The organism is Prosthecobacter sp. Pr1 (assembly GCF_057652315.1).
The window spans coordinates 429,453-441,671 of record NZ_JBYFBS010000002.1; the positions used below are offsets into that span (position 1 = coordinate 429,453).

The 12,219-nt window shown below is 60.2% G+C and carries 8 protein-coding genes; 3 read left to right on the forward strand and 5 right to left on the reverse strand.

What is annotated here, in order from left to right:
• Window positions 1-164 precede the first annotated feature (164 nt).
• Window positions 165-2,108 (forward strand): AAA family ATPase, encoded by a 1,944-nt coding sequence (locus tag AC24GY_RS04685; protein WP_487680724.1) that lies wholly within the window; start codon window positions 165-167, stop codon window positions 2,106-2,108.
• Window positions 2,109-2,271: 163 nt separating this feature from the next.
• Here AC24GY_RS04685 and AC24GY_RS04690 read toward each other — a convergent pair whose 3' ends face one another.
• The 3 genes from AC24GY_RS04690 to AC24GY_RS04700 all read right to left on the reverse strand — a co-directional run bounded on the left by AC24GY_RS04690 (window position 2,272) and on the right by AC24GY_RS04700 (window position 6,579).
• Complete coding sequence (locus AC24GY_RS04690; protein ID WP_487680726.1) at window positions 2,272-4,263, reverse strand: YfjI family protein; 1,992 nt, start codon at window positions 4,261-4,263, stop codon at window positions 2,272-2,274.
• Between the two features lie 6 nt (window positions 4,264-4,269).
• The gene (locus AC24GY_RS04695; protein ID WP_487680728.1) at window positions 4,270-4,542 is read right to left on the reverse strand and encodes a helix-turn-helix domain-containing protein; all 273 of its coding nucleotides are present in this window, start codon (window positions 4,540-4,542) and stop codon (window positions 4,270-4,272) included.
• 282 nt (window positions 4,543-4,824) lie between these two features.
• On the reverse strand, window positions 4,825-6,579 hold the full coding sequence (locus tag AC24GY_RS04700; protein WP_487680730.1) for an SMP-30/gluconolactonase/LRE family protein: 1,755 nt from the start codon (window positions 6,577-6,579) through the stop codon (window positions 4,825-4,827).
• Between the two features lie 82 nt (window positions 6,580-6,661).
• Here AC24GY_RS04700 and AC24GY_RS04705 point away from each other — a divergent pair, with 82 nt between their 5' ends.
• Complete coding sequence (locus AC24GY_RS04705) at window positions 6,662-7,345, forward strand: lipoate--protein ligase family protein (RefSeq protein ID WP_487680732.1); 684 nt, start codon at window positions 6,662-6,664, stop codon at window positions 7,343-7,345.
• A complete protein-coding gene (locus tag AC24GY_RS04710) occupies window positions 7,342-7,698 on the forward strand; it encodes a gamma-glutamylcyclotransferase family protein (RefSeq protein ID WP_487680734.1) in 357 nt (118 codons plus the stop codon). The genes AC24GY_RS04705 and AC24GY_RS04710 overlap by 4 nt, the downstream gene beginning before the upstream one ends.
• Window positions 7,699-8,163: 465 nt before the next feature.
• Here the strand turns inward: AC24GY_RS04710 and rpoD are convergent, their stop codons facing one another.
• On the reverse strand, window positions 8,164-10,023 hold the full coding sequence (gene rpoD, locus AC24GY_RS04715) for an RNA polymerase sigma factor RpoD (protein WP_487680736.1): 1,860 nt from the start codon (window positions 10,021-10,023) through the stop codon (window positions 8,164-8,166).
• Between the two features lie 35 nt (window positions 10,024-10,058).
• Entirely contained in the window at window positions 10,059-11,900 is a 1,842-nt protein-coding gene (dnaG, locus tag AC24GY_RS04720; RefSeq protein ID WP_487680738.1) for a DNA primase, read from the reverse strand.
• Window positions 11,901-12,219: the final 319 nt, after the last annotated feature.

The following is a 12,219-nucleotide window of genomic DNA, read 5'->3' on the forward strand; positions in this document are numbered from 1 at the left end:
GTATTTTTAGCGCGGGCTGAGAGGCTGCCAGCGTCTTGGCCCGGGGGATGGAGGCAAGACATGAGGCCCCTATTCAAGAAGATGGGGGCAAGTAATAAACGGTAGCATTGCCATTCTTTATGCCTAGAAGGTAATAGCAAATGGCAGTCTTCAATCATTACCTCATGAGCCAAATCGTCTTGGAGGACGATTTTCATCCCTACATTTGTTTCGACAATAAGGACCAACCATTTGAACCTAAGCGGCTCGAAGGTCTGGGTAGAATCAATGTTTTTGTGGGTGCCAATAACTCAGGTAAGAGCCGCCTGATTAGAGGCATAGCCAAGGCCAAAACGATCACCTTTGAACCACCGGAGGATTTTTCATTCTTCGGGTCTCCTTTTCGCGAATATCACAAGTTGTTTGAAATAGTGTTTAACAAAACAAGCTTGGGACAGCACACAAATCTCAACCAAGTGGTTTCAAATCTTCGATGGGGTAATTATGTCAAAAATGTCGATCAGGCGGGCGTAAAAGGATTGGTCATTGAACAGAATCCTGGCAATTCCAAGATTAGAAGCGTTTCCACTTGGGCAAAGTCTTTTATCGAAGACGCTAATCAAAATGCACGGGGGTGGGAGTGGCAGCAATTGATGCACCCTCTCCAGTCTGCCCAGGAAAGTATCCAAAAGGCGGTAGAGATTGAATCGGCAGCTCAACAAATCCAACGCGTTTATATTCCAACACTCCGCACGATGCGGGAGCTGGGGAGCAAGGATCTATTGATCAACAGAACCTCTTTGGACTATAAGATGGAAGCCAAGGACATTTTCACTGGCCAAAGTTTATACGCCGATGTTGAACGATTGCTTCGTGGCGATCTCAAGGACAGAGAGCACCTGAGAAGTTTTGAAAAATGGATAAGCGAGGTCTTCTTCGATGATCGGCCTGTGGCTCTCATTCCTCGGCATGACCATACCACCCTGACGGTGAAGATAGGAAATGAGCCAGAAAAAGCGATTCATGATCTGGGAGATGGCATCCAGTCCCTTCTCATTCTGACTTTTCCGCTGTTTCGCTGGAGAGATAAGCATGTGCTTGCCTTCATCGAAGAGCCAGAGTTGTTTCTGCATCCATGGCTGCAGCGGGTCTTTCTGGAAACCCTCTCCCAGCGGTTTCCCAAGCACCAATATTTCCTGACCACTCATTCCAATCACTTCCTCGATCTTACCTTGGATGTTGATGATGTGTCGGTTTATACGCTTGAAAAACATGTCGATCTCCCTGCTGATGTCAGTGAGGCTCAGGTCAAATTCCACGTGCATCAAGTGAGTCGTGATCAGCGGAAACCTTTGGAGCTTCTGGGGGTGCGAAACTCATCAGTTCTGCTGTCAAACTGCACCATATGGGTCGAAGGAGTGACGGATCGTCGCTACATCGCTCACTGGTTGAAGTTGTATCAATCAGATCTCTCCAAACAGGGGGGCAAATCAAAAGTCTTCAAGGAAGACTTTCATTACAGTTTTGTGGAGTATGGAGGTGGAAACATCACGCACTTTTCATTCCTGGATGATGACGAGGAGCAGGCCGAGAAACGGATTCTTGTGGATCGGTTGTGCGCCAAGTTGTTTTTGATCACAGATGCTGATGTGGATCCAATAAGTCGTAAGAGGGGCGCAAAAACAGAGAACAGCACGCCTCCCGCAGGCGACGAGCAGCCAAGCTCTGATCCTAAGCAGTCGAGAAAGGCCCTCTTGGCGAAACGTCTTGATGATCGATATTACTGTCTTGAAAGCAGGGAAATCGAGAACCTGCTCAGTCCCAAAGTTTTGCAGAGTGTTCTCATTGCATATGGAGAAGAGAATCCTCCCCAGTTTAACCACGACCGATACCGCTCTGCGCGGCTTGGCGAATTCATTGATAAACAACTGAGTGAGAAGCGAAACCGTAAAGGCAGCTACGGCGGAGAATATGGGGTCTTGAATGGCAAGGTGGCTTTTTGCGCCAAGGCCATAGAAAGCACGACAAGCTGGGATGACGTCTCTGAGGAAGCCCAGAAGCTTGTGAAGAAAATCCACGACTTCATTAGCTCCATGAATGTCGATGTGACGCCGCCCACTCTCCAATGACTTGGCTTAGCTCTTTAACAGACTGAGTAAAAGCAAAGAGGGGAGGCATGTGACGTCTTTCTTTTGGCGAGTCTCGCTTTGTCTTCAAAACATCTCCCCCTTTTAAAAAGCACTGCCAAAACCGCCGAAACCGCCAGAACTGGGTATTGGCAGTTTCGGCAGTTCATCCCGCCTTCGACAACGCATTCCGGGCCTGTGGGTTAAGATGGTAGGTTGTGGTAGGACGACCGCCGAAAGAGCTGGAAGGCTGCACGGTGGCGATGAGCCAACGGTGCTCGGCCAGCAGCTCGCAGGCGGACTCGGCCTCTTCAGGGCGTGCCAGTCCTGACCATCCCTTCCGCCGCACATCCCTCGCCTTAAACTCCTCCGGCAACCCTGAAGTCCCATCGCACAGCTTCTTGAGCAGGGTGTGCACGGCGGTGCTCTCCGCCACGGCGCCGGAGGCGAAGACGCGGGCGGCATGGGATTCCAGGTAGCGGGCCCAGGAGAGGGCGCGCTGCAGGGCGGAGAGGCTGACGTCTCCGCCGGGGGCCTCCGCTGCGTGGATGAGCAGGGCGAGCGCGGGCACGAGCTTGCGGTACTTGCCGAGGTGCGCCTCCATGGCGGGTGCCAGCGTGCCGCTGCGCAGGCGGTGCTCCAGATCGTGCCGCCAGGTGCCAAAGAGCTCCTGAGCCTCGGGCGCAAAGCGGTAGGTGGGGATGCCATCGCGGCCTGTTTTGAGGCCCTTTTGCGTGAGCTGCGCGGTGGTGATGTTTTCGAAGGTGTGAAACACATCGGTGGCCTCCCACTCGGCCTCGGAGTCCAGCGGGCGGTCGATGTCTTCCCAGTGCTTGCTCACGTCCGGCCAGACCATGAGCGAGAAGCGCTGCAGGAAGCCATCGGCACCTGCGGTGTGGCCATTGGCCGCACGCACATGGCTGGCAATGACGCCGGGCTGGATGCTGCCGAGCAGGCTCACGGCGCAGGATTCAATGTGCCTGCGGCCACGACCGATGCGGTCAAAGGTGAAGCCCTCCTTGCCGCTCCAGGCTTGCAGCAAAAAGGCGCGCAGGGACTGGTTGCCATCCTTTTCCAAAAGGGCGAGCAGGCCCGCGAGTTCATCCTGGTATAACATGGTGCCGGTGGGATTGTCCCGCAGCACTTCGCCCAGGGCCTCGATGCTGGCGTCATTGACGATGAAGCGGCGCAGCGGCGTGGCTTCTCCCTCCGCCGGGCCGATGAGCTGCGCGTAGTCAAAGGGTTCGCCGTTTTTCGCGGCCTTGCGTGCCTCGGCTTCCAGTGCGCCACGTTTGATCTTCGCGGCGATCTCCGCCGTCTGGCGCTCCAACTCGCGGCAGTCGTACTCTTTGCAGGCGATGCGCTCCAGCTCCTTCAGCGGGCGCATGGCGGCCTGCATGGCGGGGCTTTTCATGAGCGACGGACTGCCGATGAGCATGGCCCAGAGATGGGGGAACTCGGTGTAGCCTTCGTCCTGCGTCTTGGGCTGGATGCAGAAGCGCCGGCCCGCCACGCTGGAGAGCGCGGCCATGGCGGCTACGGCAGGGAATTCCGGCGGGCACTGCATGCGCTCCGCGATGTCGCTGATCCACGCGCGGAAGGGTTCGGGCAGCCATGCGGTGTCAAAGGGCAGCACCGGCAGCAGCGCCGCGCCCAGGGGCAGCGGACGCGGGGCATCCTCTCCTGTGGAGTAAGCGATGCGCTCCATCTTTTTCAACTTCTCGCGCAGTGCCGCCGTCATCTGCTGCGGGCTCATGTCCGCCTGCCCGGCCATCTCCCCCACGCTGGCGATGAGACGGCGCTCATACGCGTAGGCGATCTGCCGCGCATGCCACTCCGCCATTTCCAGCCTGAAGATGGAGTGCCTGCCGAGCAGCAGCACCATGGCGGAGCGCACGCCCTCCATCGTGGGGCCGCCCTTGCGGCGCAGGCGCACCGCCACGCTGTCCGCGCTGATGGTTTCGCCACGGTCGTGCATTTCCAGCAGGGTGTCCCACAGGCAGCGACGCTCCGGGTCCACAAACGCGTCCGCATGCGGCAGGATGCGCCGCAGCGCAGGCAGCCACTCCTCATTGCCCTCCAGCAGCACGGCGAGGAGCTGCTCCTCGGAGTCCAGTGCCGCCGCCATGGCTCCCGTCAGTTCAGCAGGTGCATGCATGGTCGTTCAGGCTTGGGGTTGAGGGTTGTGAGCGCGGGTGGTTTGCGCCAGCGCCTGCGCCGTGGGCTGCACGTGAAAGAGCTGCCGCAGCGTGGCCTCCACCTCCGCCAGGTCATAGCGGACGGACTTGCCGATCCGGTAATGCCCCAGCACGCCGGCGCGGGTGAGCTGATCAATTCTGCTGACGCAGAGGCCGCAGTGCGCGGCGAGTTGTTTGCGGGTGATCTTCCCGGCCGGAAGGCTGGAAGCCAATGAGTGTGTCGGTGATGAATGATTCATGCCTCTGCATGAGGCTTGGGTCCGGATTTCAGAAGTCAATGTAAAAAGTGACAGGAAGTCAAATTATAGGGTAGCATAGGATAGAGTGTGGTATGAAGTGGTTTATTGGGAGGCTGGCGATCCGGTCGTTGGTTGGGTGTGTTTGGCGGGTCATGCTTTCGCAATCACTCGCGCACCTCTTCGCCAAACCGCCCGACTGCGAGGACGTTCGTACGCCATGGAGTTTGCCGTACGCTGGTGGACGGGCGGGCTTACGCCACACCCATCCTACGGTCCGCTCTCCTACAGCCTCGGCTTCTCCGGCTTGATCGGGGCGTCCGCTGAGCGCACGCCTTTCACCTGCGTTTTGCGTTTGAAGACCTTGTCGCCGTTGCAGGCGTAGAGTTCGTCGAAGTTCGCACCGCCGAAGACGACGTTGGCCAGCCACTTGCGCTGCGGCTTGGCGATGATGCCGTTCACGCGTCCGGCCTGATCGCAGAACTGGATGCCTGCGTGCGTGGCGACGTAGAGTCGGCCCTTGGTGTCCAGCGTCATGCCATCAGCCCCGCTTTCCATCAGGCCGTCGGGGATGCGCAGGTGGTGGTAGGGCTGCTTGGCGGAGAGGGTGCCATCGGCCTCGATGTGGTAGCTCCAGATGAACTGGCCGCGCATGTCGGCCACGAGCAGCAGGCTTTGGTCCGGCGTCAAACGCAGGCCATTGGGGAAGGCGATGCCGCCTTTGTCATTCGTGTCCACCACGCGCTTGTCGCCATTCGGCTTGATGAGCCACACCTGCTTGTGCGGAGGATCGGTGACGTACAGATTGCCATTCAGGCCGACGCAGAGGTCGTTCGAGTCGATGCCCTCGGCGATCACGGTCATCTTGGCTGCTTCATCGTAGGCCACGATCTGCTTGTTGCCGCTGGCGCAGGCAAACAGGCGGCCATCGGGGCCAAACATGAGGCCGTTGGCCTTGCCGGTGTTCTCGGCAAAGACGGAGACCTTGCCATCCAGCCCCACCTTGTGGATGCGGCTGTTCGGGATGTCGGTGAAGAAGACCTCGCCCTTCGCATTCACCGCCGGGCCTTCGGTGAAGCCGTAGCCTTCTCCCACGAGCTGCCATTCGCTACCAGCTCCCAGCACGTCCATCACCGGAGCTTTGGAGCCGACACCTTTGGTGATGGCCTTGGGCCAGTCCTTCCACAGCCAGCGCATGGCATCGGGGAAAATGGCGGTGGCGTGCTTGCCATTGTGGCCGCCGTCACCCCACACGTGGTTGGATTCATAGCCCGCAAACTCAAGCGCGGAGAGCATCTCCTGGTTGGCGAGGAACCAGTTTCCGCCGGTGCCGTTCGCATCGTTGCTGCCGTCTTGCAGGAAGACGCGCAGCGCCTTCGGCTCGGCTTTGCGAATCATCACCGGGTAGTCGTTGCCGCCGCGCTGATCCACATACGTACCGATGCTGCTGAACACGCGGCTGAAGGCCTCGGGCCGCTCCCATGCAGCCGTGAAGGCGGCGATGGCCCCGCTGCTGCTGCCGCCGATGCTGCGGTCATTGCCATTGTGGGAGAGGCGGATCGGGCGGCCATCTGGCAGCACGATCTTCTCCACCTCAGGCAGCAGTTCTTCGAGAATGAAGCGCGCGTAGTTCTCGCCCAGGCCGTCGTATTCCACGCTGCGGTTGAAGCGATCGAGCTGCGTGGCGGGATCTGCCGCAGGCACGCGGCCATGCATCACGAAGACACCGATGAGCACCGGGATCTCCTTTTTGGCGATGAGATTGTCGAAGACGACGGGCGCGAGATTTTGAATGCCGTCCTGGTTCACATGCACGCAGGCGGGAGTGTCGGGCGTGTATTGCTTGGGCACATACACCCAGTAGTCGCGCACGGTGCCGGGGAAGATCTTGCTGCTCTTGAATTCGAACTTCAGCACGTCGCCCTTCGGCACGCCTTCCTGGGGTTTGGAATCCGGGCCGGGCTGGTAGTCGTCCGCCGCAGGGGACAGGACGGTGAAAAGCAGGGTAAAGGAGAGCAGGAGCAGGCGGGAGGGAGGCATGATGAGAGTGCTTTAAACGCAGCAGCGGAGGCCAAAGTAACATCCGGGCTGCAAGTGTGGAAAAATGAGGCATGATGGTCGCGTGCATTCTGCCAAACCTCTCTTCAACGAACTCATCCTCCACCTCGACGCGCCGCCGCATGACGGCCCGTGGAACATGGCCGCAGACCAGGCCTGGCTGGAGCAGAGCGAGGTGCCGGTGCTGCGTGTGTATCGCTGGGATCAGCCCACGGTGACCATCGGCTATGCGCAGAATTTGGCCAAGCTGGCGGAAACCCTGCCGCCGTGGCCCGTGGTGCGGCGCTGGACGGGCGGCGGCGTGGTGCTGCATGAGAATGATTTCACGTATTCCTTCATCGTGCCGGCGGTGCATCCCTGGTCCCAGACCAATCCGCTGGACAGCTACCGCCTGATCCATGAGTCGCTGGCCAGGGCGCTGGACGATGGCAGCCGCCTCGCCGGGCCGGAAGATTTGATCGAGAACCCGTTCTGCTTTGTGGCCCCCGCCATGCACGATGTGGTGCGCGACAAGGTGAAAGTCGCCGGGGCAGGGCAGCGGCGCGGCAAGCTGGGGCTGCTGCATCAGGGCAGCGTGCAGCAGGTGCTGCTCACGGAGGACTTCTGGCCGCGCTGGGCGGGGCAACTGGCCAAAAACGTGCTGGTGAAGGAAGAGATGACCGATGCGATGATCGAACGTGCGAATGAACTGACGCAGATGCGGTACAGCCGGGGCTCCTGGCTGAATGAACGGGAGGATGCGCTGTGAGCACGCTGGTGTTTGTTTACGGCACGCTGAAGCGCGGCGGTGAAAATCATGGCTGGATCGAGGATCAGGAGTTCGTGAGCGAGGCGCACACAGCTCCGGTGTATCGCATGTATGAACTTCAGGGTTATCCCGGCATGGTTCGTTCCCCCGAGGGTGGCCTGTCGATCCAAGGCGAAGTCTGGAGTGTGGACGAGGCCGGACTCGCTCAACTGGATGTGCTGGAAGACACCGAAGGCGGGGAGTATGAGCGTGTGACAGTGCAGCTCGAGGGCGAGTGGGCGTCGCAGTCTGTGGAGGGCTACATCTACCTCCGCAGCATCGAGGGACGGCGAGATGTGGGCGCGTGCTGGTGAGAAGTAGGTCGGCCGTGTTTGGCGAAGGAGGCTCTCCGATGTCCGAGGACGCTCTCCGCCACGACCGTCCTACGGCAAGGCGCGGCGCGCTGGACGTAGGTCGGCCGTGTTTGGCGAAGGAGGCTTTTCGATGTCCGTGGACGCCCTCCGCCAAACCGCCCGACTGCGAAGGTGTTCGTACGCCGTGGTGTTTGCCGTACGCTGATAGACGGGCGGGCTTCGCCACGACCGTCCTACGATGGATGGGCGCGGCGCGCTGGCCGTAGGTCGGCCGTGTTTGGCGAAGGAGGCTCTCCGATGCATCAGCGAGTTGTTCGCCAAACCGCCCGACTGCGAGGGTGTTCGTACGCCGACACGCCCCGAGGCCGCTGGCACGCTCCGCCCGCAAAGTGTCCGCCGTACGCTGATGGACGGGCGGGCTTCGCCACGACCGTCCTACGATGGATGGGCGCGGCGCGCTGCCGATCACCCCGCACCAAAGAAACCGCCGAGCTTCCGGATGCGCGTGGGGTGGCGCAGCTTGCGGAGGGCTTTGGCTTCGATCTGGCGGATGCGCTCGCGGGTGACTTGGAACTGCTTGCCGACTTCTTCGAGGGTGCGGCCAGCACCGTCGCCGAGGCCAAAGCGTTGCTCCAGCACTTCGCGCTCGCGCGGGTTGAGGGTGTCGAGCACGTCGCGCAGCTTGTCGCGCAGCAGGTGCATGGCGGTGAGCTCCATGGGATTGCTCGCCTCCTTGTCCTCGATGAAGTCGCCGAATTCGGTGTCGCCTTCGCTTTCGCCCACCTTGGCCTGCATGGAAACGGGCTGCTGGGAAAGACGCAGCACGGCGTTCACACGATCCACGGGCAGATGAATTTCCTCGGCGATTTCTTCCGGCGTCGGGTCACGACCCAGCTCCTGCAGCAGCTGCTTGTGCACGCGCATGAGCTTGTTGATCGTTTCGATCATGTGCACCGGAATGCGGATGGTGCGGGCCTGATCGGCGATGCTGCGGGTGATGGCCTGACGGATCCACCAGGTGGCGTAGGTGCTGAACTTGTAGCCGCGCTGGTACTCAAACTTCTCCACCGCACGCATGAGGCCCATGTTGCCTTCCTGAATGAGATCGAGGAAGGAGAGGCCGCGGTTGGTGTATTTTTTGGCGATGGAAATGACCAGGCGCAGGTTGGCCTCGATCATCTCGGTCTTGGCCCGCGTGGAGCCGGACACATGCTTGAGCGTGTCGGTGATGAGGGTGCGGTAATCCGCCGCCGTCATCCAGGACTCCTGCTCAAAGGCGCTGATGGCCTGCTGCGCGGCTTCGTTGCCGGGCTGCTCCTTCAGAGCACGTTCCAGGCTGCCGAGATCGGTCAGCCGCTGCTGCAGCAGGGTGACGAAGTCCTCGGTGATCTTGGATTTGAAGTAAAACTTCTCACAGACACGGAAAAACGCGGCGCGCAGGATTTCAAACTCCTCCTGGCAGGCGGCACGTTTGCGCGGGCCGGAGTTGACGAGGGCGGCGAAGGCCTTGCTGGTCTTCTCATGCGTCTCGCGCGCCTGGTCGAGCAGCGGCTTGAGTTTTTTGAAGTAAGCTTCGCGTTCATCCGACTTGCGGTCGCTGACGAGGCGGTCAAAGCGCTCCACGCCGTTGCACAAGGCTTCAGCAAACTGCAGGTAGGCCTGGCCGATGAAGCCGATGGTGTGCAGGCACTGGCGCATGCTCAGATCGGCCTTTTCGATGCGCTTGGAAATGTTGATCTCCTGCTCGCGGGTGAGCAGGGGCACCTGGCCCATCTGGCGCAGGTACATCCGCACCGGATCGTCAAACACATCCAGCTTGGCCGAAGCGGCGTCACGTTCAGCGGTGATGCGCTCACGGGCGGCGTTGTGTCGGGCCGCCACGCCATCGACATCGTCGGTGATCTTGATTTCCATCGCACGCAGGCGTGTGATGAGGGCGTCCATCAGGTCCGGGGTGACGAATCCGGAGGGAAGGGCCTCATTGATGTCGTCCCAAGTCAGGTGGTCATGCTCACGAGCCGTGCGAATCAGATCGCGCAGCCGTGCCTGAACGTCCGGAGAGTGGATGTCGTCGTGGGTGGTGTTGGCAAAATGCGTGATGCCACCGATCTGGCCGCCTTTGGGCGGACGTCCCCGGCGGCGTTTGAGCAGCTGGCCGTCCGGTCCCACCTGGGATGCGGGCGCCTCTTTGGGCGGATGGATGCGCGGTCTGCCGCGGCCACGTTTCTGCGGGGTGGCTTCGTCCTCGACAGCAGCAGGTTCGCCTGCCTGACTGGCGGCGTTGCGAGAATGGGATCCGTTAAGTGGTTTTTTGGAGACGGCCATACTTACCTCGGTGGGGGTCCGGGACCTGCGTCAAGTCAGGGGGAGAAACTATTCGGGGTGGGTTTCGTACGGTCAAGGCATTCTTTGCGCCTTGCGATGAGTTCTATCTGCTGCTGTTGCAGGCGTTCGACTTCTTCTTCCGGCAGGTCACGCTGGCGTAATTTGGACTCAATGCTCTGAATGAGGTTCTTCATCCGCACGAGTTCCAGCGTGTACAGGGCGCTTTTCGCATCCTCAAGCCCGCCCGGCAGGCGTGGGCGTGCCTGCAGCTGGGCAAAGGCCGCCTCCTGCTGGCGCTCCAGCCCCGCCATGAAGGCAAGCTGGGAGGACTCCTCCAGCGGATCATGGCGGCTGTGCACCAGCATGGCCAGCATCTCGGTGCCGGGCACCTCGCGCAGCAGGTCTTCGCAGTCGGCCTCCCGCAGCCAGTACATGATCTCGGCATCGGCCAGAGCCATCTGGCAGAGTGCCAGAGCCGTCTTGTGCTGGGAGGCGAGCAGTTTCTTCGCCTCATCCACCACATTCACGGGAGCGTTTCCGGCAGACTGGCCGCCCTTGGCCTCCTTCGCGGCGCGATTGACCATCGCCGAGAGCTGCTCCCCGGAAATTTCGAGCAGGTTGGCCACTTTGTTCACGGCGGTGATGCGCTGGGCCACGCCGGTGAAGATGCTGATGGCAGAGGCCACCTGCTCGGCCATGCGCACGCGCTCCACCATGCTGTCAGATTTGGCGCTGGCACGCAGGCGGCGGATCTGGTACTCCAGGAAGTCCGTGGCATTTCCCAGCACGGCTTGCAGCGCCTCAGTGCCCTGTTTGCGCAGCAGCGAGTCGGGGTCTTCACCTTGCGGGAGCGAGGCCACCTTCACCGTCAGCCCGATGGGGGAGAGGATTTGGAAGGCGCGTTCAGCCGCCTTGTAGCCTGCGTTGTCGGAGTCATAGCAGAGCACGACTTCATTGCAGACGCGTTTAAGCAATTTGGCGTGGAGCTCCGTAAAGGCGGTGCCTTGCCCTGCCACCACATTTTGAAAACCGGCCTCATAGACCATGATCATGTCGATCTGGCCTTCGCACACGATGGCTTCGCCTGCTTTGGAGATGGCGCGCTTGGAGCGGTCAAAGCCGAAGAGCACCTTGCTCTTGCTGAAGAGAGAGGTTTCGGGGGAATTGAGGTATTTGGCAGTTTTGGCCTCCGGATCGAGAACACGCCCGCTGAAGGCGATCACATCCCCATGATCGTTGCGGATGGGAAACATCAGCCGGTCACGGAAACGCGGGTAGGTGCCACGGCGGCCCGAGTCCTCATCGCTCTGCACAAAGAGGCCGGCCTCCACGAGCACGCTTTCGGGGATCTTGGCCTGGGCGGCCCATTCACGGAAAAAAGCGCCGTTGGGCGGGGCGTAGCCCATCTGCCAGTTCTTCGCCACCTCGGCCGTGATGCCGCGTGATTTGAGGTAGTCGCGTGCTGGTGCGGCGATTTTATGCTTCATCAGCAGCTGGTGGAACCATTCGGAAATCTCACGGTGCGCGCGCAGCAGCAGGCTGCGGTGCTTGGCCTCCGCCTCCGCGTTGGCATCCCAGACCTCTTCCTCGATGCGGATTCCAGCGGCATCCGCCAGGCGTTTGACCGCCTCGACGAACGACAAGCCGTCGTGCTCCATGACAAAACGGATCGAAGTGCCGCCGGCACCGCAGCCGAAGCAGTGGTAGGTATTGCGCGAAGGGCTGACATTGAAGGAGGGCGTGCGCTCATTGTGAAACGGGCAGAGGCCGAGGTAGTTTGTGCCCGCCTTGCGCAGCTTCACGGAACGCCCCACCAGCGCCACGATGTCCGTGGCGGCAATCACTTGCTGGATGGTTTCTTCTGGGATGCGCGACATTTCAGGTCAGAGAAGGTGTTGAGCGGGGGCGAGGCCGCAACTGGTGAGCGACTGCAGATGCAAATAATAGAGGCCTCTGAGCCGGTGGCAGCTCTAGGCGGCATGGCAGCAAAGCGGGGTGTCTTTATTCACAGTAAAGAAAAACGGAATCAAAAAGTCCTCGGAAATTTACTAACGAACAAGCCATTTACCGATGGCTCTGAATGAGCGGGTTAGCTCAAAGTAAGCAATAAGTTCAGAAAATAACGGCTTAATTCGAAATGCGAATTAAGCCCGCCTCAATTTGTCTCCCGCAGCCCTCAGTCTATCCAACCACCAG

Excerpts from the sequence above, each read along its gene's own strand:
- rpoD (WP_487680736.1), bottom strand. The coding sequence starts at position 10,023 with ATGGCCGTCTCCAAAAAACCACTTAACGGATCCCATTCTCGCAACGCC.
- AC24GY_RS04700 (WP_487680730.1), bottom strand. The coding sequence starts at position 6,579 with ATGCCTCCCTCCCGCCTGCTCCTGCTCTCCTTTACCCTGCTTTTCACC.
- dnaG (WP_487680738.1), bottom strand. The coding sequence starts at position 11,900 with ATGTCGCGCATCCCAGAAGAAACCATCCAGCAAGTGATTGCCGCCACG.
- AC24GY_RS04685 (WP_487680724.1), top strand. The coding sequence starts at position 165 with ATGAGCCAAATCGTCTTGGAGGACGATTTTCATCCCTACATTTGTTTC.
- AC24GY_RS04695 (WP_487680728.1), bottom strand. The coding sequence starts at position 4,542 with ATGAATCATTCATCACCGACACACTCATTGGCTTCCAGCCTTCCGGCC.
- AC24GY_RS04690 (WP_487680726.1), bottom strand. The coding sequence starts at position 4,263 with ATGCATGCACCTGCTGAACTGACGGGAGCCATGGCGGCGGCACTGGAC.